The sequence below is a fragment of the Amycolatopsis sp. lyj-84 genome, assembly GCF_046549075.1.
Classification (GTDB): Bacteria; Actinomycetota; Actinomycetes; order Mycobacteriales; family Pseudonocardiaceae; genus Amycolatopsis.
In genome coordinates this window covers 21,825-47,238 of the sequence record NZ_JAJPWO010000014.1, presented here as the reverse complement: position 1 = coordinate 47,238, position 25,414 = coordinate 21,825, and the positions used below count along the sequence as shown (strand labels likewise).

At 71.2% G+C, this 25,414-nt stretch carries 25 protein-coding genes; 13 read left to right on the top strand and 12 right to left on the bottom strand.

What is annotated here, in order from left to right:
• Window positions 1-5 precede the first annotated feature (5 nt).
• From murD to ACLJRM_RS33945, 5 genes are read left to right on the top strand one after another with little or no spacing between them, the layout of a single operon-like run.
• Window positions 6-1,409: a UDP-N-acetylmuramoyl-L-alanine--D-glutamate ligase gene (gene murD / locus ACLJRM_RS33965; RefSeq protein ID WP_101606345.1), complete on the top strand. Its 1,404-nt coding sequence runs from the start codon at window positions 6-8 to the stop codon at window positions 1,407-1,409.
• A complete protein-coding gene (gene ftsW / locus ACLJRM_RS33960; RefSeq protein WP_101606346.1) occupies window positions 1,396-2,889 on the top strand; it encodes a putative lipid II flippase FtsW in 1,494 nt (497 codons plus the stop codon). Before murD ends, ftsW begins: the two co-directional genes overlap by 14 nt.
• Window positions 2,886-4,013: an undecaprenyldiphospho-muramoylpentapeptide beta-N-acetylglucosaminyltransferase gene (gene murG, locus ACLJRM_RS33955; RefSeq protein ID WP_410602313.1), complete on the top strand. Its 1,128-nt coding sequence runs from the start codon at window positions 2,886-2,888 to the stop codon at window positions 4,011-4,013. Before ftsW ends, murG begins: the two co-directional genes overlap by 4 nt.
• The gene (gene murC, locus ACLJRM_RS33950) at window positions 4,006-5,430 is read left to right on the top strand and encodes a UDP-N-acetylmuramate--L-alanine ligase (protein WP_410665424.1); all 1,425 of its coding nucleotides are present in this window, start codon (window positions 4,006-4,008) and stop codon (window positions 5,428-5,430) included. Before murG ends, murC begins: the two co-directional genes overlap by 8 nt.
• 25 nt (window positions 5,431-5,455) lie before the next feature.
• Window positions 5,456-6,280: a cell division protein FtsQ/DivIB gene (locus tag ACLJRM_RS33945; protein WP_410602309.1), complete on the top strand. Its 825-nt coding sequence runs from the start codon at window positions 5,456-5,458 to the stop codon at window positions 6,278-6,280.
• 30 nt (window positions 6,281-6,310) lie between these two features.
• Here the strand turns inward: ACLJRM_RS33945 and ACLJRM_RS33940 are convergent, their stop codons facing one another.
• Complete coding sequence (locus tag ACLJRM_RS33940; protein WP_410665423.1) at window positions 6,311-7,066, bottom strand: TetR/AcrR family transcriptional regulator; 756 nt, start codon at window positions 7,064-7,066, stop codon at window positions 6,311-6,313.
• Between the two features lie 95 nt (window positions 7,067-7,161).
• Between ACLJRM_RS33940 and ACLJRM_RS33935 the strand changes: the two genes are divergently transcribed.
• Window positions 7,162-7,995 (top strand): NAD(P)H-binding protein, encoded by an 834-nt coding sequence (locus ACLJRM_RS33935; RefSeq protein ID WP_410602305.1) that lies wholly within the window; start codon window positions 7,162-7,164, stop codon window positions 7,993-7,995.
• 21 nt (window positions 7,996-8,016) lie between these two features.
• On the opposite strand, the gene ACLJRM_RS33930 is transcribed toward ACLJRM_RS33935, so the two are convergent.
• The gene (locus tag ACLJRM_RS33930) at window positions 8,017-8,799 is read right to left on the bottom strand and encodes a hypothetical protein (RefSeq protein WP_101606352.1); all 783 of its coding nucleotides are present in this window, start codon (window positions 8,797-8,799) and stop codon (window positions 8,017-8,019) included.
• Window positions 8,800-8,917: 118 nt separating this feature from the next.
• Window positions 8,918-10,972: a Stk1 family PASTA domain-containing Ser/Thr kinase gene (gene pknB, locus ACLJRM_RS33925; protein WP_101606353.1), complete on the bottom strand. Its 2,055-nt coding sequence runs from the start codon at window positions 10,970-10,972 to the stop codon at window positions 8,918-8,920.
• A 184-nt stretch (window positions 10,973-11,156) separates the two neighbouring features.
• Between pknB and ACLJRM_RS33920 the strand changes: the two genes are divergently transcribed.
• Window positions 11,157-11,525: an Rv2175c family DNA-binding protein gene (locus tag ACLJRM_RS33920; protein ID WP_101606354.1), complete on the top strand. Its 369-nt coding sequence runs from the start codon at window positions 11,157-11,159 to the stop codon at window positions 11,523-11,525.
• Here ACLJRM_RS33920 and ACLJRM_RS33915 read toward each other — a convergent pair.
• Window positions 11,494-12,663, bottom strand: coding sequence for an MFS transporter (locus tag ACLJRM_RS33915; protein WP_410665422.1), 1,170 nt, complete (start codon window positions 12,661-12,663; stop codon window positions 11,494-11,496). The genes ACLJRM_RS33920 and ACLJRM_RS33915 overlap by 32 nt on opposite strands.
• Window positions 12,664-12,685: 22 nt before the next feature.
• Between ACLJRM_RS33915 and ACLJRM_RS33910 the strand changes: the two genes are divergently transcribed.
• Window positions 12,686-13,234: a CGNR zinc finger domain-containing protein gene (locus tag ACLJRM_RS33910; protein WP_101606356.1), complete on the top strand. Its 549-nt coding sequence runs from the start codon at window positions 12,686-12,688 to the stop codon at window positions 13,232-13,234.
• 84 nt (window positions 13,235-13,318) lie between these two features.
• Here the strand turns inward: ACLJRM_RS33910 and ACLJRM_RS33905 are convergent, their stop codons facing one another.
• From ACLJRM_RS33905 to ACLJRM_RS33885, 5 genes are all read right to left on the bottom strand, one after another.
• Complete coding sequence (locus ACLJRM_RS33905) at window positions 13,319-14,104, bottom strand: LLM class F420-dependent oxidoreductase (RefSeq protein WP_410665421.1); 786 nt, start codon at window positions 14,102-14,104, stop codon at window positions 13,319-13,321.
• Window positions 14,101-15,030, bottom strand: coding sequence for a phytoene/squalene synthase family protein (locus tag ACLJRM_RS33900; protein WP_410665420.1), 930 nt, complete (start codon window positions 15,028-15,030; stop codon window positions 14,101-14,103). Before ACLJRM_RS33900 ends, ACLJRM_RS33905 begins: the two co-directional genes overlap by 4 nt.
• The gene (gene crtI, locus ACLJRM_RS33895; protein WP_410665419.1) at window positions 15,027-16,502 is read right to left on the bottom strand and encodes a phytoene desaturase family protein; all 1,476 of its coding nucleotides are present in this window, start codon (window positions 16,500-16,502) and stop codon (window positions 15,027-15,029) included. The genes ACLJRM_RS33900 and crtI overlap by 4 nt, the downstream gene beginning before the upstream one ends.
• The gene (locus tag ACLJRM_RS33890) at window positions 16,502-17,593 is read right to left on the bottom strand and encodes a polyprenyl synthetase family protein (RefSeq protein ID WP_101606360.1); all 1,092 of its coding nucleotides are present in this window, start codon (window positions 17,591-17,593) and stop codon (window positions 16,502-16,504) included. Before ACLJRM_RS33890 ends, crtI begins: the two co-directional genes overlap by 1 nt.
• Before the next feature lie 149 nt (window positions 17,594-17,742).
• Window positions 17,743-18,291: a CGNR zinc finger domain-containing protein gene (locus ACLJRM_RS33885; protein WP_410665418.1), complete on the bottom strand. Its 549-nt coding sequence runs from the start codon at window positions 18,289-18,291 to the stop codon at window positions 17,743-17,745.
• 48 nt (window positions 18,292-18,339) lie between these two features.
• Here ACLJRM_RS33885 and ACLJRM_RS33880 point away from each other — a divergent pair, with 48 nt between their 5' ends.
• The gene (locus tag ACLJRM_RS33880) at window positions 18,340-19,008 is read left to right on the top strand and encodes an AzlC family ABC transporter permease (RefSeq protein ID WP_410602285.1); all 669 of its coding nucleotides are present in this window, start codon (window positions 18,340-18,342) and stop codon (window positions 19,006-19,008) included.
• Window positions 19,005-19,310 (top strand): AzlD domain-containing protein, encoded by a 306-nt coding sequence (locus ACLJRM_RS33875; RefSeq protein ID WP_101606363.1) that lies wholly within the window; start codon window positions 19,005-19,007, stop codon window positions 19,308-19,310. Before ACLJRM_RS33880 ends, ACLJRM_RS33875 begins: the two co-directional genes overlap by 4 nt.
• Here ACLJRM_RS33875 and merB read toward each other — a convergent pair.
• Window positions 19,307-19,984 (bottom strand): organomercurial lyase, encoded by a 678-nt coding sequence (gene merB / locus ACLJRM_RS33870; protein WP_101606364.1) that lies wholly within the window; start codon window positions 19,982-19,984, stop codon window positions 19,307-19,309. The two genes, ACLJRM_RS33875 and merB, sit on opposite strands and share 4 nt — an antisense overlap.
• 119 nt (window positions 19,985-20,103) lie before the next feature.
• Between merB and metF the strand changes: the two genes are divergently transcribed.
• From metF to ACLJRM_RS33855, 3 genes are all read left to right on the top strand, one after another.
• Window positions 20,104-20,988 (top strand): methylenetetrahydrofolate reductase [NAD(P)H], encoded by an 885-nt coding sequence (gene metF, locus ACLJRM_RS33865; RefSeq protein WP_410665417.1) that lies wholly within the window; start codon window positions 20,104-20,106, stop codon window positions 20,986-20,988.
• 42 nt (window positions 20,989-21,030) lie between these two features.
• Entirely contained in the window at window positions 21,031-22,716 is a 1,686-nt protein-coding gene (locus tag ACLJRM_RS33860; RefSeq protein WP_174720391.1) for a DUF885 domain-containing protein, read from the top strand.
• A gap of 539 nt (window positions 22,717-23,255) precedes the next feature.
• On the top strand, window positions 23,256-24,137 hold the full coding sequence (locus ACLJRM_RS33855; protein ID WP_410665416.1) for a DMT family transporter: 882 nt from the start codon (window positions 23,256-23,258) through the stop codon (window positions 24,135-24,137).
• On the opposite strand, the gene ACLJRM_RS33850 is transcribed toward ACLJRM_RS33855, so the two are convergent.
• Window positions 24,134-24,697 carry a GNAT family N-acetyltransferase gene (locus ACLJRM_RS33850; protein WP_101606368.1) on the bottom strand — a complete coding sequence of 188 codons (564 nt, stop codon included), beginning with the start codon at window positions 24,695-24,697 and terminating at the stop codon, window positions 24,134-24,136. The genes ACLJRM_RS33855 and ACLJRM_RS33850 overlap by 4 nt on opposite strands.
• Window positions 24,694-25,224, bottom strand: a complete 531-nt coding sequence (locus ACLJRM_RS33845) for a YbaK/EbsC family protein (protein ID WP_410665415.1) — start codon at window positions 25,222-25,224, stop codon at window positions 24,694-24,696. Before ACLJRM_RS33845 ends, ACLJRM_RS33850 begins: the two co-directional genes overlap by 4 nt.
• Between the last annotated feature and the right edge of the window lie 190 nt (window positions 25,225-25,414).

Genomic DNA, 25,414 nt, shown 5'->3' with positions numbered 1-25,414 from the left:
CGTCAGTGTCGCTTGATGGCCGCCACGTCCTCGTCGCCGGTGCCGGGGTCACCGGCAAGTCGATCGTCCCCGTCCTGCGGGAGCTGGGCGCGCGGATCACCGTCACCGACGGCAACGCCGAACGGCTGGCGGAGCTCGAAGGCCTCGGCGCCGAGCTGGTGCCCGGCCTGACGGAGCCGCCCGAAGGTGTCGAGCTGGTCGTGACCAGCCCTGGCTGGAAGCCGACGTCGCCGTTGCTGGTGGCGGCGGCCGGGGCGGGGATCGAAGTGATCGGCGACGTCGAGCTGGCGTGGCGCGTCGGGCAACTGCGCGACAAGCCGCCGGTGTGGCTCGCGATCACCGGCACCAACGGCAAGACCACCACGGTCGGGATGCTGGAGTCGATCCTGCGTTCCGCCGGGGTCGACGCCGTGGCCTGCGGGAACGTCGGCTTCGCGGTACTCGACGCGGTGCGCGCCGGGCACGAGGTGCTCGCCGTGGAGCTGTCGAGCTTCCAACTGCACTGGTCGTCCACGCTGGCCCCGCTCGCCTCGGTGGTGCTGAACCTGGCCGAGGACCACCTCGACTGGCACGGCTCGATGGAGGAGTACGCGGCCGCGAAGGGGCGGGTCCACACCCACTCCCGGAACGTGGTGCACAACCTCCACGAGGAATGGTCCATCCGGCTCGCGGACGAGCACTCGCCCGCGGACGCCCGCCGGGTCGCCTTCGGCATGGACACCCCGCGGCCGGGTGAACTCGGGATCGTGGAAGACCTGCTGGTCGACCGCGCTTTCGTCGCCGAACCGGCGACCAGCGCCGACGAACTCGGCACCCTGGCCGACGTCCGTCCCGCCGGTCCGCACAACGTCTCCAACGCGCTCGCCGCGGCCGCGCTGGCCCGCGCGTACGGCGTCAGCGGCGAGGACGTCGCCAAGGGCCTGCGCGAGTACCGCCCCGCCCCGCACCGCGCCGAGGAGATCGGCGAGATCGACGGCGTCCGGTACATCAACGACTCCAAGGCGACCAACCCGCACGCGGCGAGTGGATCACTGCGCGCGCATCTGAACGTCGTCTGGATCGCCGGTGGCCAGCTCAAGGGCGCTTCCGTGGACGAGCTCGTCGGCTCGATCGCCGGCAGGCTCCGCGGGGTCGTGCTGTTCGGCGTGGATTCACCCGTGATCGCCGCCGCTGTTGCGCGACACGCGCCGGATGTCCCGGTCAACAGCCTCCCTTCGGGTGACGATGACACCATGACTGCGGCGGTGAAGGCGGCCCGCGCCCTGGCGCGCCCTGGAGATGTGGTGCTGCTGGCCCCCGCCGCGGCGTCGTTGGACATGTACTCGAGCTACGGCGCACGCGGCGACGCGTTCGCGAGCGCGGTCCGTGTCCTGCGCGACGGTGCGGGGGAGACCAGTGACGGCGGTTGAGGAAAGAAAGGGTCAGCCTGCCCCACGGCAGCGCAAGTCTCGTGACGGGCGTGAGCGCAAGGAAAGCCCGTTCGTCGCCTTCCGCACCGCGCTGACGGCGTGGCTTTCGCGGCCGCTCGCCTCGTTCCATCTGGTACTGGCGCTCACCGGCGTGCTGACCGTGATCGGCGCCGTGATGGTGCTGTCCGCGTCCTCGGTCGCTTCCTACAACCCGAAGACCGGCACCGGCGTGTACGCCCAGTTCAGCAAGCACATCATGTTCGTCGCGATCGGCGCGGTGGTGTTCTGGGTCGGGCTGCGGATCCCGCTGGAACGCGTCCGGCGGCTGTCGGCGACGGCGACCGTGGTCTGCCTCGGGCTGCTCGTGCTGGTGCTGACCCCGCTCGGGTCCGAGGTCAACGGCTCGCAGGGCTGGTTCCGGCTCGGTGGATTCGCCTTCCAGCCGGTCGAGGCGGCCAAGGTCGCGCTCGCCTTCTGGGGCGCGCACATCCTGGTGATCAAGTACAACATCATCAACCAATGGCGGCATCTGCTCGTCCCGGTCGTGCCGATCGCGCTGCTGATGTTCGCGCTGGTCATGATGCAGCCCGACCTCGGCGGCACGATCACCCTCGCGGTGGTGCTGCTGGCCCTGCTGTGGTTCGCGGGCGCGCCGAAACGGCTGTTCGGCGTCATCCTCGCGGGTGGTCTCGCCGGGATCCTGGTGCTGGCCATCATCGCGCCGTACCGGCTCGCGCGGGTCATGTCGTTCGTCTCCGGCGACCCGGACACCAGCGCGGACGGCTTCCAGGCCAACCAGGCGAAACTCGCGCTCGCCGACGGCGGGATGTTCGGCAAGGGCCTCGGCCAGGGCCAGTCCAACTGGGGCTACCTGCCGAACGTGCAGAACGACTTCATCTTCGCCCTGATCGGTGAGGAACTCGGCTTCATCGGCTGCGTGGTGGTGCTGGGGCTGTTCGCCGGGGTCGCCGTCGTCGGCCTGCGGATCGCCACCCGGAACCTCGACCCGTGGATCCGCATCGTCGCCGGCACGCTGACCGTTTTCCTGGTCGCGCAGGCGGGTATCAACATCGGGTACGTCGTCGGGCTGCTGCCGGTCACCGGGGTCACGCTGCCGTTGATCTCCTACGGGGGGACGTCGCTGGTGATCACCATGCTCATCATGGGGATCCTCGCCAACGCCGCCCGGCACGAGCCGGAGGCGGTGGCCGCACTGCGCTCGCAGGGGCCGGGTAAATTCGGACGCCTGCTGAGGCTTCCCGCGCCCGAGCCGTACCGCCCGCCCGCCAAGCGCAAGGGCAGCGCGGCCAGGAGCGTCGCCGCCAAGGCGGCGAGGCCCGCGCCGAGGACGGCGAGGCCTTCGCCCGCCCAGGAACGGCGCCGTTCGGTGCGGGAACCCGGCAGGCGGACGGCCGCGCGAACGGCAGTGAACCGCGGTACCGCGAAACGGGGTACCGCAAACCGGAGAGGTCATAGGTGAACAACCCCGTTAGAGCCGACGCTGCAGCCGAGGTCGCGGGCAAGGCGCCGGTGGTCGTGGTCGCCGGCGGCGGCACCGCAGGACACATCGAACCCGCTCTCGCCCTCGCCGACGCGGTGATGCGCCTGCGCCCCGACGCGAAGGTGATCGCGCTGGGGACCGAGCGCGGGCTGGAGAACAAGCTGGTCCCGGCACGTGGCTACCCGCTCGAGCTGATCCCCCCGGTGCCGATGCCGCGCAAGCCGACTCCCGAGCTGCTGAAGATGCCGATGAAGGTCCGCGACTCGGTCAAACGCACCCGGGAGATCCTGGAGCGGGTCGGCGCGGACGTCGTCGTCGGCTTCGGTGGTTACGTCGCGCTCCCGGCGTATCTCGCCGCGCGCGGGCGCACGCCGATCGTGGTGCACGAGGCCAACGAGAAGCCGGGCCTGGCGAACAAGGTCGGCGCGCGGTTCGCCGTCCGCGTCGCGGTCGCCGTCCCGGGGACGCCGCTGGCGAAGGCCGAGGTCATCGGCATCCCGCTGCGGCGCTCCATCACCTCGCTCGACCGGGCCGCGCTGCGCGCCGAGGCCCGTGAATTCTTCGGGCTCGACCCCGATGCCCCCACGCTGCTGGTCTTCGGCGGCTCGCAGGGCGCGGTGTCGATCAACGGCGCCGTCTCCGGCGCGGCCAAGGAGTTCGCGGACGCCGGCGTCGGCGTCCTGCACGCCCACGGGCCGAAGAACACGCTGGTCGTCCAGGAGTTCCCCGGAAGGCCCGCCTACGTCCCGGTGCCGTACCTGGAGCGCATGGACCTGGCCTACGCCGCCGCCGACGCGGTGCTGTGCCGCTCCGGCGCGATGACCGTCGCCGAGGTCTCCGCCGTCGGCCTGCCCGCGGTGTTCGTCCCGCTGCCCTACGGCAACGGCGAACAGGCGGGCAACGCCCGTCCCGCGGTCGACGCGGGTGCCGGGCTGATGCTCGACGACGCCGACCTCAGCCCCGCCAAGGTCGCGGAGCTGGTGATCCCCCTGGTGACCGACGCCGACAGGGTCGCGAAGATGAGTGCGGCCGCGGTCGGCCTCGGCCACCGTGAAGCCGACGAGACCCTTGCCAAGATCGTGCTGGAGGCCGCCGGTGCCTGACACTGGGTTTGATCAAGAGCTGCCCGACACGCTGACGCGTGCCCACCTGATCGGGATCGGCGGCGCCGGGATGAGCGGCATCGCCCGCATCCTGCTGGCCCGCGGTGCCCAGGTCTCCGGTTCCGACGCCAAGGAGTCGCGCGCGTTCCTGTCGCTGCGGGCCCAGGGCGCCGAGATCGCCGTCGGCCAGGCACCCGAGAACCTCGACGCGTTCCCCGAAGGCCCGTCCTCGGTGATCGTGTCGACCGCGATCAAGGAGACCAACCCGGAACTGGTGGCCGCGCGGGAACGCGGGATCACCGTGCTGCACCGCGCGCAGGCGCTGGCCGGGCTGATGGAGGGCCACCGCGTCGCGTGCATCGCCGGGACGCACGGCAAGACGTCGACGACGTCGATGCTGACCGTCGCGCTGCAGCACTGCCATCTCGATCCCTCGTTCGCCATCGGCGGCGACCTCAACGAGTCGGGCGCGAACGCGCACCACGGCGAGGGCGGTGTCTTCGTCGCCGAGGCCGACGAGAGCGACGGGTCGTTCCTGGCCTACTCGCCGTCGGTCGCCGTGGTGACCAACGTCGAGCCGGACCACCTGGACCACCACGGCACCGCCGAGGCGTACGTCTCGGTGTTCACCGACTTCCTCGGCCGGATCGCGCCGGGCGGGCTGCTCATCGTCTGCGGTGACGACGAGGGGGCCGACGCGCTGGGTGCGCGGGCCTCGGCGCGGGGCATCCGCGTCCGCCGCTACGGGCGTTCGGTCACCGGCGCGGACGACGCCCGGATCCTGGACTTCGCGCCCGCACCGGACGGCGGTGTCGTGCGGATCTCCTTGCAGGGCGAGGAGATCACCCTCCGGGTCGCGGTGCCGGGCGAGCACATGGCGCTGAACGCGATCGCGGCCCTGCTGGCCGGGATCGAGCTGGGCGCGCCCGTCGAAGGACTGGCCGAAGGGCTCGCCGCGTTCGGCGGTGTCCGGCGGCGGTTCGAGTTCAAGGGCCGCTCGGGCGACGTCCGGGTGTACGACGACTACGCGCACCACCCGACCGAGGTCGACGCGCAGCTGCGCGCGGTGCGGACGGCCGCGGGCACGGGCCGGGTCATCGTGGTCTTCCAGCCGCATCTGTACTCGCGCACGAAGACGTTCTCGAAGGAGTTCGCGGCCGCGCTGTCGCTGGCCGACGAGGTCGTCGTGCTGGACGTCTTCGGCGCGCGCGAGAAACCGGAACCCGGGGTGAGCGGCGCGCTCATCGCCGACCAGATCTCCGGCACTCCCGTGCACTACCAGCCCGCGTTCGACGTCGCGGCGAAGCTCGCGGCGGACCTGGTCGAACCCGGCGACCTGCTGGTGACCATGGGCGCCGGCGACGTCACGCAGCTCGGCCCGGAGATCCTGGCCGAGCTGGACCGGCGGGCGGGCTAGCGATGACATCGGCCGGCGGGCAGCCATGACGCAGACCGGGGAACGCCGCCGCCCGGCCGAACCCGGTCGGCGTCCGAGCAGGGACCGGACCGGGGCCGACCGGGCTCGACGGGCGAAGGCCCGGCGCGGCAAGCGGTCCGTCCAGGACCGCCGCCGCACCACCCGGCCGGTCAAGCGCAGGGAGATCCGGCGGCGCTGGGTCGCGCTGCTTTCGGTGCTGACCGTCGTCGCGCTCGTCTACCTGCTGTGGTTCAGCTCGATGCTGGGCGTGCAACAGGTGGACGTCGTCGGCGCGAGTTCCGTGCCCGCGGACCAGATCCGCGGCACGGCGGCGGTGCCGGACCAGAAGCCGATGCTGCGCCTGGACACCGACGAGATCCGCGACCGGGTGGCACAGATGCCCGGTATCGCCACCGTCGACGTCTCCCGGTCCTGGCCGAGCACCCTCGAGATCACCGTGACCGAACGTGCCGCGATCGCGTTCTTCGACAGCGGGCCCGGCGGCGACGGGGTGCACCTCGTCGACGGCGGGGGAGTGGTGTTCAAGACGGTCAAGGAACGGCCCGCGGGGCTGCCCGAGCTCAAGCTGCCGTCGGTCTCGGCCGACGACCCGGTGACCCGTGCGGTGACCGGCGTCCTCGGCGTGATCCCGCTGCAGTTGCTCAAGCAGGTCACCACCGCGACGGCGAAGACTCCCGGCAGCGTCGAGTTCGCGCTGGCCGACGGGAAGACCGTGCGGTGGGGGACCCCGGCCGACACCGAACGCAAGGCGAAGGTCCTCGCCGCGCTGCTCACGCGCGAGGGGAAGGTCTTCGACGTCTCGGCCCCGGACCTGCCCACCGTTTCCTGACGCGTTTCGCCGACTACCGCAACCAGAGGGCTAAACGCGAGGGTTGACCAGGGCTTCGATGCCGTCCAGCATGCGCTCCAGGCCGAACGTGAAGCTTTCGTCGGCGGCTTCGCAGGTCTCGGCGTCGTACCCGCCGCTTTCCCACATCCTTGTCATCGCCGGATGCCGCTCGACGTCGAAGTACTTCTCCCAGAACACCGACCGCTGCCCCCACCAGGCGTCGGTCGACTGCCCGGTCTCCTGCTCGACCTGCGCTGTCTCGGCCGATAGCGCCGCGTTCGCCTGGACGTAGATCTCGATGCTGTTCGCCGCGGCCGCGGCCTTGCGCGGCGGCAGCCCGATGTCCGACACCGCCGCGATCAGGTACTCCTGACCCGCCATCAGCCCGGGTCCGAGCACCGGCCGCACCATCGACGTCGAGCGCAGCCACGGATGCGCCCGGAACACGGTCAGGGTGCGCTCCGCGTAGAGCCGCACCTGCTCACGCCAGCCGTCCGGCCGGGGCTCGCCGGGGCCGGGGAGGTCCCGTCCGGCGAACACCGAGTCCACCATGAGGTCGAGCAGTTCGGTCTTGCCGGGGACGTAGGTGTAGAGCGTCATCGTGCCGACGTCGAGTTCCTTGGCGATCTGGCTCATCGACACGGTCGCCTCGCCCGCGCCGTCGGCGAGCGCGATGGCGGTGGAGATCACCTGGTCGAGGGTCAGTTTCGGCTTCCGACCCCTGGTCGGCTGCCGGGCGTCGCCGCGGTCACGCCACAACAGATCGAGGCTGCGCTCGACGTCCATCCACACTCCACTCGGCCGTGAAGCTGGATTCTACATTCTCGTATGCGGTACGGTTAAACTATTACCGTAGGACGTACGAAAAGGAGTGGGGAATCGTGACGATCCTGGTGACCGGTGCGACCGGAAGCGTCGGCAGGCTGCTGGTCGACGAGCTGGTGAAGGCCGGGGCGCCGGTACGGGCGCTGACCGTCAACCCGGTGAAGGCGGCGCTGCCGGAACAGGTGGAGGTCGCCAAGGGCTACCTGGGCAAGCCGGAGACACTGCCCGAGGCCTTGAAGGGCATCGACACCGTGTACCTGGCGCCGCTGGCGGACACGGTGGACGACTTCGTGAAGCTGGCGAAGGAGGCCGGGGTGCGCCGGGTGGTGGCTCTGTCGGGCAGCAACGCCGACGACCCGTCGGAGGGCTCGAGTGGTGTGGCCTACGCGATCGTCGAGAAGGCCGTCCGGGAGGGAGGGTTCGACTGGACGTTCCTGCGGCCGGGCGCGTTCATGAACAACACGCTCGGCTGGGCGGAGACGATCAAGGCCGAGCGAGTGGTCCGCGAGGCCTACGCCGAAGCGCGGATGACGCCGATCGACCTCGGGGACATCGCCGCCGTCGCGGCGCACGTCATCCTGACCGAGGGGCACGACGGCAAGAAGCACACGCTGAGCGGGCCGACGGCGATCAGCCAGCGCGAACAGGTCGCCGCCATTTCGGCCGCGCTCGGCGAAGAAGTGGTCTTCCAAGAGCTCACCCGGGACGAGGCGAACCAGCAGTGGGCGGCCGCCGGGATACCGGTGGAGATCGCGGAGTGGCTGCTCGACGGCTTCGCGTACTTCACCGAGAACCCCGACACGCCCACCGGCGTCGTCCAGGAGCTCACCGGACGGCCCGGTGTCTCCTATGCGGAGTGGGCCGTGGCGAACGTCGAAGCGTTCCGCTGACGAAACGCGGGTGGTGGGCTCTCAGCGCGCCCGGCGGGGGAGGCGCGTCGGCAGTGGCGCGCCTCGTCGCGGCTGCTCCGTCGTCGCCTGAACGGGTGGCGGGGCAGACCGTTTCGGCTGGGGCAGCGGGGGCGGGCCCTGCGACTCGCGGGGCCAGGTGGGGGTGATCATCGCCTGCGCCCCGACCCGGCGGACCGGCAGCCCGTGCGTCTCGCGGGCGGGCAGGCCGGGCCAGATCTCGCTCGCCTCCTTGGCGGCGTCGTGGATCGCGGTGCCGTCGAGCGAGGTACGCGTCTCCTCGATGTCGCGGTCGAGCCACTGGACGACGAACTCCAGCGGGCCTGCGGGCGGCAGCGGCCACAGGAAGATCTCGTGGTCGACGTGGAACGCCGAACCGCCCAGCCCTTGGGCACGCAGCACCGGCTGGTCCGGTTTGGTGGCGGACGGCACGGAGATGGTCTCCGAACTGGCCCGGCGTCCGTCGGGGAAGAGCACTCCGACCAGCAGCGCGTTGTAGTCCGGGACCCGGCGGTGGTCGATCAGGCCCTCGCCGGGTTCGTCCAGCAGGAGATCCCGCGAGTACACCGACAGCTGGAAGGTCACCGCCTCCGGCCACACCTCGATGCCGCGCAACGCCACGATGGTCCGTTCGGCGCGGCCCAGCGGCATCGACCAGGGCAGGATCGCCGGGACGATGTACTCGTGCGGCGAGTCCACCCAGGGGCGGCCGTTGTAGCCGAAGAGCTCTTGCTCCGGCACCGGGAACAAGGGACGGCTGCGCGGACCGTCCGCGAAGAAGCTCATCGCGGACCGGGTGGGGCGAACCTGGCTGACACGCCGTTCACGCAGTCAATGACCACCATGCGGTTCACGGTATCCGATGACCATGCCGGTACTGAACGGTTTCAACGCACCTTTCGCGTCACCCGAAGCCCCTGAGCCGCACTTTCGTCCCCTTCGGCACCTTGGTGCCCGGCTGCGGATCCTGCTGCAGGACGAAGTCGAAACCACCGTTTCCGCCGCCGTGACCGTTGCCGTTTCCTCGACCCTCACGGTCGGCGTCCAGCCCCGCCTGGCGCAGGATCTGGACCGCCTCCTCCATCCGCTTGAAGGTCACGTTGGGTACTTCGACGGCGTTCGAAACGAACACGCCGATCCGGCGGTTGCTCGCCTTGCCACCGCCCTTGGGGTCGGTGCGGGTCACCTGGCCGGCGGCGAGCTGGTCGGAGAACTCCTCGCCCGCCTGGAACGGCTGGAAGCCGGCCTGCTGCAGGATCTGGAAGGCGGCGTCCTTGGCCTGGCCCGTGACGTCCGGGACCGGCGGCAGCGGTTCGGGGCCCTTCGACAGGATGAGCGTGACCTGCCCGCCGATGTTCAGCTGGGAACCGGCGCTCGGGTCGACGCGGATCACCTTGCCCTTGGCGACGTCGCTGTACTCCTGCTCGCCCGGCACCGGGGTCAGCTGCGCGGCCTTGATCGCCGTCTCCGCGTCCTGCTGGCTCGTCCCGGCCTGGATGTCCGGCACGATCGGGCGGCCCTTGGACAGCACGACGTTGACCGTGGCGCCCGGCGCGAGCGACGTGCCCGCTCCCGGATCGGACCGGATCACCGTGTGCTGCGCGGCGGTGTCGCTGTACTCCTCGGTGTAGGCCGGGGTCAGCTTCGCCGACCTGAGCGCGTCACCGGCGGCGGCCTGGTTCATCCCGGCCAGCTTCGGCACCGACGACGAGGTCGGGCCGGAGTCGTTGAGGATGAAGGCGAAGGCGCCGATCAGGCCACCGAGGATCACCACCGCGGCCGCGATCATCAGGTAGAGGCGTTTGCGCGACTGCGGTTCGTCGTCGTCCGCGGGCGGCTTGGGACGCGGGGGAGGCGTCCGGGGCGGCTGGGCGGCGGGGAACTGCGGCTCCCGGTGCAGCGCCTGCGTTCCGCGCGGACCGGTGACCGGCATGGTCGCCTCGGCGACCGGGGTCAGCACCGTCGTCGCCATGGCGGGGTTCATCGCGGGGACGGCGGGGATGCCGGGGGTGGTGCGCTCGGCGTCGGTCTCCCGGTCGGAGTCCGCGGGCAGCGGCACGGGGACCGGGACCGGCGGGACACCGAGGGCGGTGCGCAGGTGGTTCAGCTCGGCGAGGAACGCCGCGGCGTCGGCCGGGCGCTGCGCGGGGTCGCGCCGGGTGGCGCGCAGGATCAGCTCGTCCAGCATCGGCGGGAGGTCCGGGCGCAGTTCGCTCGGGCGCGGGACGTCGTCGTTGACGTGCCGGTACGCCACCGAGATCGCGGTGTCGCCGGTGTACGGCGCGCGCCCGGTGAGCATCTCGTACAGCAGGATCCCGGCCGAGTAGACGTCGCCGCTCGAGGTGGTCTCGCCGGTGGCGACCTGCTCGGGCGAGACGTAGGCGACGGTGCCGAGGATGACGCTCGAACTCGTGGTGCCCGCGCTCGCGATCGCGCGGACCAGGCCGAAGTCGCCCACCTTGACCACGCCGCCCGAAAGCGCCGTGCCGCCGCGGCCGATGAGCACGTTCTCCGGTTTGACGTCGCGGTGCACCAGTCCGGCGGCGTGCGCCGCGGCCAGCGCGGACAGCACCGGTTCGGTGATGCTCAGCGCGAGCGCGATGTCCAGTGGGCCGCGTTCGGCCAGCAGTTCGCGCAGGGTCCCGCCGTCGACGAGTTCCATCACCAGGAACGCGCGGCCGGACTCCTCCCCGCCGGGGGTGTCGAAGCCCTGGTCGTGCACCGCGACCACGTGGGGATGGTGCAGCCGGGCCGCCGAACGGGCTTCCCGTTCGAAGCGCTCGACGAAGGACCGGTCGTCGGCGAACCGCGGGTCCATGATCTTGATGGCGACCTGGCGGTCCAAGCGGGTGTCGACGCCGCGGTACACCGACGACATCCCACCGCGTGCGAGCAGCTTGTCCACCCGGTAGCGGCCCTCGAGCAGAGTGCCCACCAGAGTGGGATCCGTGCGTGTCACGGCTATGGATCGTACGGAAGTACCCATGTTCTGGTGTACGGGACCTGGCTCGCCGGGGATCACGATTTCCGTCATTTCGTCGAATCGGCGGTATGCGTGATCACTCCGGCACTCTCCGTTATGTCCAGGCCGTCACCCAAGCGTACTAACGGAGCCGGAGACGGAATGTGGCACAGTGTCACCTGTGAGTGGTATTCCCGTCGCCGACGACGTTCTCGATGCAGATGTGGCCGTTCTCCCGATTCCGGAGGTCGCGACCGCGCTGAACGTTTCGGCCAACAAGGTCCGCCAGATGCTGCGCGACGGTCACCTGATCGCCGTCCGGCGCAAGGGCGACCTGTACGTGCCGGGCGCGTTCCTGGTGAAGGACGGCGTGGTCAAGGGCCTGGCGGGCACCATCACCGTGCTCGCGGACTCCGGGTTCAGCCGGACGGAGATGCTGCGCTGGCTCTTCGCCGAAGACGAGACCCTGCCGGGCGCCACCCCGGTCAACGCGCTCCGCACCAGCCACGGCACCGAGGTCAAGCGGCGCGCGCAGGCGATGGCGTTCTAGGCGTTCTGACCAGGACATACGTCGCGGCGGCGAGCAGCTGACAGCCCGCCGCGAAGCCCAGCGCGGCGGTTACGGAGAGTGCGCTCAACGGTCCCGCGGCCGCGGCGCCCACTGCGAGTCCGGTGATCTTCACGCTCGCCGCCGTCGTGAAAACCTGAGCTCGCACCTCCGGGGGTGCCTCGCGATGACGGATGGCGAAAAGCGCCGAAAGTTGCGGTCCTTCGGCGAGTCCGGCGAGGACGGCCGCGGCCAGCAGGGTCACCACGTCGTGGCCCGCCGCCGCGAGCAGGAAGCTCGCGCCCAGCAAACCGGTGGTGGCGAGCACGGTGCGGTCCGGTGGCGGCGGCCTGCGGGCCAGCACGGCGTTCGCGACCAGTGACGCGGCAGCCAGCACGGTGAGCAGGAGCGCGCCGAAGCCCGGGTTTTCCAGTCGTTGGGCGCCGAGCAGCGGATAGCAGACGACGGCGGTCCCGATTCCGGCGAAGGACACCGTCGACGTCGCGGTGGCCCGGAGCAGCGCGCGGTTCCGGAAGAGGACCGCGAACCCGTCGGCGAGCCGTCGCCGGATCGGTTTCGCGGGCTTCGCCTCGACGGCGGGAAGCGACCAGGCCGCGGGGAAGGCCACCGCGACCAGCGTGATCGCGACGGCCACGGCTGCCGGGGCGCCGGCGTAAGCGGCGACGAGCCCGGCGAGCCCCGGCCCGGCGAGGCTCGCGGCGGTGAACGTCATCGCGTCGAGCGTGCTGGCCCTGGCCAGTGGTGTCGTGCCGCGGACGTGGGGAAGTTGCGCCGTCCAGCCTCCGGCCAGCGCCGGATTGAGCAGCCCGGCCGCGACGGCCACCGCGATCGCCGCGGGGATTTCGACGAGCGCGAGCACCGCGCCGAGCCCGCCCGCGTAGGCGAGCAGCGCCCACGCCAGCAGCCGCCCCGGCCGGGCGCTGCGGTCGAGCAGCGCGCCGAGCAGCGGCCCGCCCGCCGCCGCGGAAATCGTCAGGCCCGCGAGCAGGGCGGAACCGGTCGCCGCCGAGCCGTCGACACCGAGGCCGAGCAGGAGCAACGCTGGCCCGGAGAGTTCGTCGCCGGTCCTGGCGACCGTCGCGCCGACGAGATAGACGGCGAGTCTGTAACGGCCTCTCATGAGAAAGACGTTACAGTGGGGCATGGCTTCGACGCAGCGGGATTTCCTGCCCGGCCGGTCCGCGCGGGCGGCGGCGCAGCGTGCGGTGGATCTGCTGGAGGTCTTGCTCGGGGCGCCTACGGTTTCGGGTGTCCAGGCGGTCCTGGAGGCGCACGGTGAGACTTCCGTCGAGCTGGGACCTTCGGATGTGGCTTCGCTGCGCGAGGCGGCCCTGGAACTGCGTGAGGTCTTCGCGGCGCGGGATGCCGCGGAGGCGGCCGACGTGCTCAATCGCCTGTTGGCCCGCTACGCGCATCCGCCCCGGCTGACCGATCACTCCGACGGCTTCGGCTGGCACCTGCATGTGGACGCCGACGACGACGGCCCGTGGGGCGCGTGGCTGGTGACGTCGTCCGCGCTGGCGCTGGCGGTCCTGCTGGCGGACCGTCAGGCGCCGCCGGGCGGGCTGTGCGCCGCTTCGGGCTGCGGGAAGCCCTTCGCGCACTTGGGTGGGGGGAGTCCGCGGCGGTACTGCTCGACGCGGTGCGCGACCCGGGAGCGGGTCGCGGCTCACCGTCGGTCGCGGTCGTGAGTGGGGTGCCGGGACGCTATGAAAGGCCCGTTACTTGCAAATTTTGCAAGTAACGGGCCTTTCATAGCGCGCGCGACGGGGAAATCAGCCCTGCTTGTCGCGCCAAGCGATCCAGGACCGGAGCTTGTCGAGGTTGTAGTCCGGTCCGCCGGTGGCCACGGTGAACAGCGAGACGCCCTGCTCCAGCAGCTTCGGGCCCAGTTCCTCGGGCTCGCCCTCGACGGCGACCGAACGCTCGATCTCCTTCGGGTCCCGGCCGACGTCGGCGCAGTGCTGGTCGAGGATCCTGACCTTGCGCTCGACGACCTCCGGGTCGCCGAAGCCGTGCCAGATGTCGGCGTGCTTCGCGACCAGGCGCAGCGTCTTCTTCTCGCCGCCGCCGCCGATCAGCACCGGGATCTTGCGGACCGGCTGCGGGTTCAGCTTCCCGAGCCTGCTCTCGATCCGGGGGAGCGCCTCGGCGAGGTTGTCGAGCCGCCCGCCCGCGGTGCCGAACTCGTAGCCGTACTCGTCGTAGTCCTTCTCGAACCAGCCGGAGCCGATGCCGAGGATCAGCCGCCCGTCGGAGATGTTGTCGACGGTGCGGGCCATGTCGGCCAGCAGTTCGGGGTTGCGGTAGCTGTTGCACGTCACCAGCGCGCCGATCTCGACCCGTGACGTGGACTCCGCCCAGGCGCCCAGCATGGTCCAGCACTCGTAGTGCAGGCCCTCGGGCTCGCCGTACAGCGGATAGAAGTGGTCCCAGTTGAACACGATGTCCACACCGAGGTCTTCGGCTTCCGAAGCCGCCCGGCGGATCGCCTTGTACTCGGCGTGCTGCGGCTGCAGCTGCACGCCGATCCGGATCTTCCTGTTCGCAGCAGAGGTCATGATCGCACCTTAAGCCTGGAGTTGCTCCACGCGCTCGCCAGTAACCTCGGCAGGGCGACGGCCGCGCGACGACGGCGGGGCACGACGGCGCGCGTGTTCAGCACGTCGTAACCGAGGGCCACGATTTCGTCGAGAATGCTTTCGTAGAGTACGAGCGCGGTCCGCACGCAGTCCCGGGATTCCTCGCGCAGCAACGGGATTCCCGCTTCGGCGCGGCGGTACACCGCCCGGTTGCGCGCCACCGTCACGGCGAGCGCGCGCCGCACCCGCCGGTCCGGCAGCCCGCGGGCGCGGGACCATGCGAGCAGTTCGCGGTCGACGCCGAACGCGGCCAGTTCCTCGGTGGGCAGGTACAGCCTCCCCCGGTCGAGGTCCTCGCCGACGTCACGCAGGAAGTTGGTCAGCTGGAACGCCTCGCCCAGCGCGGCCGCGCCGGCGGCCGCCTCCGCGACCGGGACGACGGTGCCGAAGACCGGCAGCATCTGCAGGCCGATCACCTCGGCCGAACCGTGGACGTACTCCTTGAGATCGGCGTAGGTCGCGTACTCGGTGATCTTGAGGTCCATCGCCATCGACCGCAGGAAGGCGTCGAACAGTTCGCGGTCCAGATCGTGGCGCCGCACGGTGTCGGCGAGCGCGGCCAGCACCGGATCGCGGGGCGTGGCGCCGTCGAAGACCCGTGCGACCAGGACGGCGACCTCGTCCAGCGCGACCGCGGGATCGGTACCGGGTGCGGGGTTGTCGACCAGCTCGTCGGCCATCCGCGCGAAGCCGTACAGCGCGTGCGCGAACGGCCGCGTCCGCGACGGCAGCAGCCGGGTCGCGAGGAAGAACGTGCGGCCGTAGTGCGCGTTGATGCGGCGGCATTCGGTGTACGCCGCCCGCAACGCCGGTCCGGTGATGCCCGCGGCGTCGAGTTCGTTCATCGGCCGGTGACCCTTCCCGCCGCGAGCCTGCCGGAGATCACCACCGGCGGGATGCCGACGCCCGGTGTGGTCCCGCAGCCCGCCAGCACGACGTTTTCCGCCGCCCGCACCAGGTTTCCCGGCCGGAACGGGCCGGTCTGGGCGAAAGTGTGCGCGAGGGAGAACGGGGTGCCCGCGGTGAGCCCGCGCTCCGCCCAGCCCGCCGGGGTGATCGTCTCGTCGACGGCGAAGTCGTCCGCGAAGCCGGTGAGGCCGCGGTTTTCCAGTGTCCGCAGGAGTTCCGTGCGATAGGCGGGACCGACCCGGCCCCAGTCGATCTTGCCGCGGCGCAGGTTCGGCGCCGGGGCCAGCACCGAGATCACCTGGTCGCCACCGGGGGCGAGCCCGGGTTCGGTCGCGGTCGGCCGGGTCACCAGCAGCGACGGATCGCTCATCAGTCTGCCCTCGCGGATGATCTCCGAGAACGTCTTTTCCCAGGCGTGACCGAAGTAGATGGTGTGGTGGCCCAAATCCGGCCACGACTTCGGCGCGTGCCCGTGCAGGACGACGGCCGACGGCGAGTACCGCAACGGCAGCGGGCGACGAGGGCGGGCGCCGAGCAGCCGGTACGCGGTACCGAGCTCGGTCGCGAGAACCACGGTGTCGCAAGGGATCCGCTCGCCCGAGCGGGTCCGCACCGCGCGCACCCGCGAGGAAACCCTTTCCAGCCAAGCGGCTTCGGTGCCGAAGCGCACTTCGGCGCCGGCCCGTTCGGCCGCGTTCGCCATCGTCCGGGCGATCTCGCCCATCCCGCCCGACGGGTAGTAGACCCCGCCGACGGTGTCCATGAAGGAGATGACGCCGTACGCGCCGATCGCGCGGGCCGGATCGAGTCCCGCGTAGAGCGCCTGGAACGAGAACAGGCGGCGCACCCGGTCGTCGCGCAGGAAGCCGCCGATCTTCGGGCCGAGCCGTCCGAAACCGCCCAGCGCGGCCAGTTTCGCCAGCTCCGGGCGGACGAGATCGAGCGGGGAATCGAAGTTCGCGCCGATGAAGTGGTCCTTCTGGACCGCGTACAACTCGGTCAGCCAGCGCCGCAGACGACGGTAGCCCTCGGCTTCGGCCGGACCGGCGGTCGCACGGATCTCGGCCTCCATCGCCGACGCTTCGGTGTGCACGGCGATGGTGCTGCCGTCGGCGAACCTCGCGCGGTAGGCCGGGTCGAGCCGGGTCAGCGTCAGGTTGTCCGCCAGCGATTCGCCGACCGCGGAGAAGGCCTCGTCGAGCAGCTCCGGCATGGTCAGCACGCTGGCGCCGGTGTCGACGGTGTTGCCGCCGAAATCCGCCTGCCCGGCTCGTCCGCCGGGGCTCTTGTCCTGCTCCAGCAGGGTCACCCGGCGTCCGGCGCCGAGCAGGTGCAGCGTCGCCGACAATCCGGCGAGCCCGCCACCGATCACCACCACGTGGTCACTCGGACCGGTGACGGTGCGCATCAGTACGTCCGCTGGGTCGCCTTGACGACCAGCCCGGTCAGCGCGGCGGGAGCGGGCTCGGCCAGGTGGGCGCGGTCCAGCGCCGCCATCGCGGACTCGGTGAGCTCGTCGATACGGCGTTCCACCGCGTCGACCGCGCCGACGTCCTGCAGTGCCTCGCGCACGGTCTCGACGGCGTCTTCGGACAGGTGCGCGTCGCCGATGGCGTCGGAGATGACCCGCGCCGCGGCGTCCTTGCCCTGCTCGGCCGCGCGCTGGAGACCCAGCGCGACCAGCAGCGTCCGCTTGCCCTCACGCAGGTCGTCGCCCGCGGGCTTCCCGGTGACCGACGGGTCGCCGAAGACGCCGAGGAGGTCGTCGCGCAACTGGAACGCCACGCCGACCTCGTCGCCGAACTCGCGCAGCGTCGCGATCAGGGCGTCGTCGGCGCCGCCGAGCGCGGCACCGAGGTGAAGCGGGCGCATGACGGTGTACGCGGCCGTCTTGAGCTTGCAGATGTGCAGCGCGGCCTCGGGGGAGGCGTCTCCGGTGGCCTGCGTGCGGACGTCGAGGTACTGCCCGGCGAGCACCTCGGTGCGCATCGCGCGCCAGGCGGGCCGCGCGGCGGCCAGCGCGGCGGGCGGAAGCGGGGCCTCGCCGAACATGTCGTCGGCCCAGGCCAGCGCGAGGTCGCCGACCAGGACGGCGGTCGCGAGCCCGAACGTGCTCGGCGAACCCATCCAGCCGCTGTCGGCGTGCAGTTTCGCGCCCGCGATGTGCACCGTCGGCGAACCGCGGCGCGAATCGGAGGAGTCGATGAGGTCGTCGTGGATCAGCGCGCACGCCTGGATCAGCTCCAGGCTCGCGACAGCCTGCAGCACGCCTTCGACGTCCGGCCCCGCCGGATCGCCGCCCGCGCCGCGCCAGCCCCACCAGGCGAACGTCGGGCGCAGGCGTTTGCCGCCGCCCAGCACGAATCCGGCCAGCGCGTCGATCCCGGCCCCGACGGTCGGTTCGGTGCGGCGGATTTCGGCACCGGCGCGCTCGAGGAACCCGGCCAGTGCCCGCTCGACGTGGGCGGGCAGATCGGCGTCGTAGGCGGACGTGTCCATGAGCACATCCTCCGGGAAGGACACCGCCGTGACCCAGTCGGGTGCCGCGGAATGTGGCGAAACAGACGCGCCCCTCCCCGCGTTTGGTCCTCTGGTTGCGGTAGTTGCACGCGCATGGACCGCGACCAGAGGACCAAATGCGAGGGATGTCAGCCGCGGCCCTTGTCGTAATGCCGCTTCGCGCGCGCCCGGTTCCCGCAGTCCGACGAACTGCACCATCGCCGCGACCGGTTGCGGGTCTGGTCGGTGAAGATCCAGCCGCACCCCGGCCCCTCGCACTCCCGGATCCGCGCGAGTTCGCCGGACCGCAGCAGCTCCTCGGCCGAGAGCGCGAGGAAGTGCGGCAGCGCGGCGTCGCCGGTCAACGGCACCGTCCACCGCAGCGGCAAGGACGGCGCGAGTTCGGCATGCCGGTACGCCGCGACCAGGGTCTTCCGCAACGCCGTGACGTCCGGAGGGTCCGAAACGAGCACCCGGTAGAGCGTCTCGCGGAACGACTTCACCGTGTCGAAGACGGCCTCGGAGATCTCCAGTCGTTCGGTGCCCGCGCCGACCAGGACGACCCACTCGGACAGCCGCGCGGGATCCGAAAGCCGATCGTCCCGCCTGGCCGGATCGCGCCGCCAGGAAACGGTGTTGACCAGGTCCAACGGCACGCTCCCGCCGATGCTGTCGTACCCGTCCCAGTGGTCGTCCACGCGCCCTCCTAATGGTCAAACTCATTTTAGCTTGTTAGGGTCGGTCGTATGACAACGCTCCGGCAGCACTATCTGGCCGGCGCCCGCGTCGGCCTCGGGCTGGGTGTCGCGACCTTCGTCCTCGGTGTCACCTTCGGCGCCTACAGCCAGACTCTGAACTGGGGGATCGCGGCCCCGATCGTCGCGTCGATCGTCGTGTTCTCCGGCTCTGCCCAGTTCGCGATGGCCACCGCGCTCGCGGGCGGCGGCAACCTCGCCGTCGCGGTCGGCGCCGCGGCCCTGATCAACGCCCGGTTCCTGCCGATGGGCGCCGCCGTCGCCAAGGACCTGCGCGGCGGGCGGCTGCGCCGGGCATGGGAGGGCCAGGCCGTCGTCGACGGTTCGTGGGTGGCCGCCCACCTCGGCGGCGGGCGCTTCGACCGCGAGAAACTCATCGGCTGCACGCTCGTCCAGTTGCCCGCGTGGGTGCTGGGCACGGTGCTCGGTGTCGTGGCAGCGCCCTCTCCGGACGTCGTCGCGCGCTTCGGGCTCGACGTCGTCTTCCCCGGCTTCTTCCTGGTCCTGCTCATCGACGAGCTGCGCCGCTCACGCGAGGCCGTCCTGACCGCGGCCCTCGCCGCCTGCCTCGCCGGGGCCCTGGTGCTGTTCGTCCCGGTCGGGCTCGCGCTGATCGGGGCCTCGGCCGCCGCGCTGGTGGGCCTGGGGGTGCGGCGATGACGCTCTGGATCGCCATCGTCGTCGTCGCGCTGGTCAGCATCGGGTTCAAGGCGGTGGGCCCGGTCCTGCTCGGCGACCGGGACCTGCCGCCGCGCCTGGCCGGGGTGATCGCGCTGCTGGCGCCCGCCCTGCTGGCCGGGCTGGTGCTCACCGACGTGACCGGCCCGGCCTGGTCCGGCGTCGACTGGACGCTCTGCGCGGGCCTGGCCGCGATCGCCGTCACCTACGTGCTGCGCGTGCCGGTGCTCGCCGCGATCCTGTGCGGCGTCGTCGTCACCGCCGCGCTGCGGTTCCTGATCTAGCTCCAGAACGGCCCGGAGAGCCCGGCCTTGGCGAAATACGCGGCCGCGTCCTTCGGCTCGCGGCGGGTGTAGCCGTGGTCGAGCCTGCCTTCGTACCAGCCTGCCGCGAGCCGCCACAAGGTCGCCAGGTCCAGGACGTAACCCTTGTCCTGGCCCGTTTCCGTGAGCCATCCGTCCACACAGGACTCGCCGCAGAACAGGCGCTGGTTGCCGCAGGTGTGCACGACGTCGTCCCACATCCGCGCCGCCGGGACCAGGAAGTGCGCGACGAGTTCACCCTTCGGCGGGGTCCGGTCGTTCACCATCAGGGCCTGCGGCTCGCCGCAGCCGCGGCAGCGGGTGGACACGAGCACCTCGGGTTCGCCCTTGACCAGATGCGGGATCGCGAACGCGTCCCACGCGCACCCGCCCCACCACAGCGTCCGTTCGCCCATCACGGAGAACCCCAGCGGGATCGCCGCGAACGGATGCGCCATCACGACGTGCTCGCGGGCGTCGAGCACCACGTGGCGTTGCTCCGCGAGCCGGTGCAACGCCTGTTTCGCCACCGCCAGCGACCCGTGGGCGGCGTCGGCCAGCTCCGGCGCCGTGGGCCGCCTCCCGTGCTCGGCGAACGCCCGGTAGACCGCGACGCGGACGTCTTCGTCCCAGCTGGTGTCGTCTTCGGCACTCATGGCTCCAGAGTCTCCCCAGGTGGACGCCGCTCGGCAACCGTTGGCAGTGGCTGAAGTCGCAAGTCCAATGCCTGAGAGGGGGCTCCCAGCCAGCGGACTTTCCCCCCTAACATGACGGTATGACGTCGGTGGTCGAGCGGTTGCAGGGTGATGGACCCGTTTTCTCCATCGAGTTCTTCCCGCCAAGGGACACGGCGGACGAGGCCGTGCTGTGGAAGTCGATCCGGGAACTCGAGCCACTGGACCCGGCGTACATGTCGATCACCTACGGCGCGGGCGGCTCCAGCCGCGACGGCACCATCCGCAGCATCGCCCGCGTCGCCACCGAGACCACGCTGGTGCCGATGGCGCACCTCACCGCCGTGAACCACTCGGTCGCGGAACTGCGCAACGTCATCGGCTGGTACGCCGCCGTCGGCGTGCGGAACATCCTCGCGCTGCGGGGCGACCCGCCGGGCGACGTCTACGGCGACTGGGTGCCGCATCCGGACGGGCTCAACTACGCCGAGGAACTCGTCGAACTGGTGCGTTCGCTCGGCGACTTCTGCGTCGGCGTCTCGGCCTTCCCGTACGGCCACCCGAGGTCGGCGAACCTCGAGGCCGACACCGAATACCTGGTGCGCAAGCTGCGCGCGGGCGCGGATTTCGCGATCGCGCAGCTGTTCTTCGAACCCGAGGACTTCCTCCGCCTGCGGGACCGGGTGGCGGCGACCGGCTGCGAGGCGCTGGTCATCCCCGGCATCATGCCGCTGACCACGCTGCGGACGCTGCACACGTCGATCAAGCTGTCCGGCGCGCCCGCGCCGCGGCGGCTGCTCGACCGGCTCGAACCGCTGGCCGACGACCCGAAGTCGTTCCGGGCGGCGGGGATCGACGCGGTGACCGAACTGTGCGAGCGGCTCATCGCCGAAGGCGTTCCTGACCTGCACTTCTACACGTTCAACCGGTCCAAGGCCACGCGTGAGGTGGTCAGCAGGCTCGGGCTGGTGCCGGCCCGCGCGTAACTCCGTACCGAAGTCGCCCGTCGTCCCGGTAGCGTGCCTGGCATGGCTTCGACCGCGCAAAGTGTGCACCAGATCTGTGACCGGTACGTCGACGAGTACGCGGCGGCCGACCCGGTCACCGCGACGACGTACGGCATCTCCGGATACGACGACCAGCTGACCGACTACTCGCCCGCCGGGTACGCGGCGCGGGCGGCGATCGCCTCCCGGGCACTGGCCGACATCGAAGCGGCCGAGCCGCGCGACGACGGCGAACGCGCGGCCAAGGCGGTCTTCACCGAGCGGACCGGGCTGATCCTGGAGATCCACGAGGCGGGTCTCGACATCGCCGAGTTGAACGTGATCGAGAGCCCCGCGCAGAACCTGCGGATGGTCTTCGACCTCATGCCCGCCGAGACCGAGCGGGACTGGGCGAACATCGCCGCCCGCATGGCCAGGGTTCCCGAGGCGCTCGACCAGTACCGCGCGTCGCTGCTCGCCGCCGCCGACGCGGGCCGCGTCTCGGCGCTCCGCCAGGTCAGCAAGGTCGCCGAGCAGGCCGAGACCTGGGCGGGGCTCAAGGAAGAGACCGGGTTCTTCACCACGCTGATCTCCGGCGCGAAGGGCGTGAGCGCGGACCTGCGCACCGAACTCGAGCACGCCGCCCGCGCCGCGCAGGAGGCGTACGCGGAGTTCGCCGGTTTCCTCCGCGCCGAGCTCGCCCCGCGGGCCCCGGTCAAGGACGCCGTCGGCGCCGAGGTCTACCGGCTGTGGTCCCGGCTGTTCACCGGAGCCACCCTCGACCTGGACGAGGCCTACGCCTGGGGCTGGGCCGAGTTCACCCGCATCGAAACGGAGATGCGCGAGGTCGCGAACCGGATCAAACCGGGTGCCACCCTCGCCGAGGCGGCCGCCGTCCTCGACGCCGATCCGAAGTACGTCGTGCGCGGCCGGTCGGAATTCCAGGCCTGGATGCAGAACCTGTCCGACAACGCGCTGAAGTCGTTGCGCGGCAAGCACTTCGACATCTCCGACCAGGTCATGGAGCTGGAGTGCAAGATCGCCCCGCCCGGCGGCACCGTCGGCGCGTACTACACCGGCCCGAGCGAGGACTTCTCCCGCCCCGGCCGCATGTGGTGGTCGCTGCCGCAGGGCCGGGAGGAGTTCATCACCTGGCGTGAGGTCAGCACCGTCTACCACGAGGGCGCGCCGGGTCACCACCTGCAGATCGCGACCGCCGTCGACCAGTCGGAGTCGTTGAACAAGTACCAGCGGCTGCTCGCGTTCACCTCCGGGCACGCCGAGGGCTGGGCGCTGTACTCCGAGCGGCTGATGGAGGACCTCGGATTCCTCGCCGACGACGGCGAACTGCTCGGCATGCTGTCCGAGCAGCTGTTCCGCGCCGCGCGCGTGATCGTCGACATCGGCATGCACCTGGAACTGGAGATCCCGGCGGGCACCGGCTTCCACGAGGGCGAGCGCTGGACGCCCGAGCTGGGCCTGGAGTTCATGCTCACCCGGACCGTCACCGACCCGGCCCACGTGCACGACGAGATCGACCGCTACCTGGGCTGGCCGGGGCAGGCGCCGTCCTACAAGCTCGGCGAACGCCTCTGGCTCACCGCGCGCGACGAGGCCCGTGCCCGGCAGGGCGACGCTTTCGACATCAGGCAGTTCCACACGCGGGCGCTGGCGCTCGGCGGGATGGGGCTGGACACGCTGCGGGAGATGCTGGCCGCGCTGGACTGAGCCGCCCTCTCTCGCTTTTCGCGGTCCAAAAGCGCGCTATGGGTCCCTTGGGTCGTGAGTGGTGATTCGAGTTCTATTGCGGGGTAAGTCAAATGTGGCGTGACCGAGCCTCTGCGATGAAGGACCCCTTCGCTGGCTTCAAGGCTGAGAGGTGGCCTTCGCGGCACGGTTCTGGACCGGCCAGCGGGCGCCAGTCGTTCCCTGAGTGTTCACCGGGGACACTCTCTGGCGGTCGAATGTCCGGTTGAAGTACGTGAAGGCCCCCTTAACTACTTTCAGGGTAGGGAAGGAGGCCTTCACGGACCTGCGATCAGCGGGCTGCACCGGCCGCGCGCAATTCACGTGCGGCACCGGCCGGAGCCTTGATACGTTCCCCCCGTGCACCGGATCTTTCTCGTCACCCCACCTCCCGCCCTCTGAGCGGGGTGTGTGCGGCCGCGCGGCGTTCCCGCCGCCCGGCCTCTTCCTGATGCGCTGAAGAAGCACCCCGCGTCGTCGCCGTCCTCAGACACCGACACCAGACGCAGGAGCGTTTCCCCATGTCCGTTGCCGTACCCACGCGCGCCCGATCGTCGGCCGCGCTCGTCCTCGCCGGCGTCCTCTGGGGGACCGGCGGCCTCGCCGGCTCCCTGCTCGCCTCCCGCACGGGACTCCATCCGCTGAGCGTCGCCGCGTACCGGCTGCTCATCGGCGGCGTGATCGCCACCGGCTGTCTGTGGCTCACCGGCGGCCTCCGCGGCCTTCCCCGCACACCGGAGGCCCGCCGTCGCCTCCTGACGGTCGGTGGCCTGTTCGCCCTCTTCCAGACCAGCTACTTCGTCGCGGTCTCGCTGAGTTCCGTGAGCGTCGCGACCATGACCACCATCGGCAGCGCGCCCGTGCTGCTCGCCGTCGCGACGGCCGTCAAGTCCCGGAGGCTTCCCTCGGCATGGACGACGGTGTCCCTGGCCGGGTCCCTGATCGGGCTCGCGCTGCTGCAGTGGACGCCCGGGGAAGAAGCCGATGTCGCCGGAGTGCTGTTCGCCTTGCTCGCCGCGGCCGGGTTCGCCGCGCTGACCCTGGTGACCGCGACCCGCGTCGACGGCCTGGATCCCTTGCCCACCACGGCTTTCGGCTGCCTGATCGGCGGTGCCGCGCTCACTCCCGCCGCGTTGTGGTTCGGGATGGCCGTGCCGCCGCAGGTGGACGTGCTCGCGCTCGTCGTCTACTTCGGCGTCGTGCCCACGGCGCTGGCCTACGCCGCCTACTTCCGCGGCCTCGAGGGCGCGCACCCCGTCCTGGCCGCGTTGTCCGCCCTGCTCGAACCGCTCACGGCCGCGCTGCTGTCCATGGTGGTGCTCGGGGAACGGCTCGGCGCCGTCGGCTGGTGCGGCGCGGCGGTGCTCATCGCCGCGCTCGCCGTCGCCTATTCGAAGCCTTAGAGCGGCAGCGTCCGGCCGAGGATCGCGAACGCCCGCGGATCCCCGGCGAAGTGGTAGTCCCGCAGCACGTCGACGAAACCGACGCGCCGGTAAAGGTTCCAGGCCCGGCTGGTGCCTTCCGGCGTGGAAAGGAGAACGTGGGCGCTGGGCACGCCGTCGAGCAGCCGTCGCAGGAGGTCCTCGCCGATCCGCTTCCCCTGGCTCGCCGGGCTGACGTGGATCTCGGTGAGCTCGAAGTAGTCGGACATCCACTGCTCGGCGGCGGCCTGGCCCTCACGGCGGGTCAGGCCGTGGCGGACCTGTTCGTGCCACCACTGGCCGCCGCGGCCCTTGTAGCCGTAGGCGAGGCCGAGCAGGACGCCGTTCGCGTCGAGCGCGGCCATACAGCGCCATCCTTCGCGCAGCGCGTGCGTGAGCCACATCGGCGCGCGTTGTTCCGCCGTGCCTTCGGGGTAGCGCATGGCGTCGACGTAGATGGTCAGCGCCTCGGGGAGCCGGGCGCGGAACTCGTCCGCGGACAGCTGGACGTAACGGGTGCATTCCGAGGACATCGCGGTCACGGGCGCCCATCCTGCCCGTCGCCCGCGACGTCCGTGGGAGTACCCCCGGTCAGCGCGACGAGCCCGTCGAACGTCGTGGGGTAGACCGACTTCGGATGCCCGGCGGCGGCCCAGACGACGTCGTGAGCGCGTAACGCGGTGTCGACGAGAGTGGACAACGCCTTCGGGTGACCGACCGGGGCGACGCCGCCGATGGGCTGCCCGGTGTGCGCACGGACGAAATCCGCGTCCGCCTTGCCGATCTCGTCGGCTCCGGTCGACGCCGCGAGGATTCCGGTGTCGGCGCGGTGCGCGCCCGACGTCAGCGCGAGCAGGGCCGTCTCCGCGTCACCGGTGCGGCTGCGGAACACGAGGCTGTTCGCGATCGCGCCGACCTCGACACCGAGCGCTTCGGCCGCCTGCGCGGCCGTGCGGACTTCGGCGGGGAGGATCCGGATCCCGTCCGCGGCGGCCTGCTGACCCGCCTCGGCGAGCGCGGCCGCGACCTTGGCCACCGAGGGGTGGCCGGACTGGTCGATGGTGCTCATGAGCCTATGAGATCACGTGGCCGATCCCGTGTCCCGCGCCACATGCGGCGATCACCCCGCTACGGGGTTGAAGAAAGGGGCACGTCAGGGTTACATTGGTCTTGTTCGAACAGACGTTCGACATTCGGTGAGCGCGCACCGGTAGGTGCCCGGAGCGGGGGCGGGGGAAGCGCCTCGGCACCGGGCACCG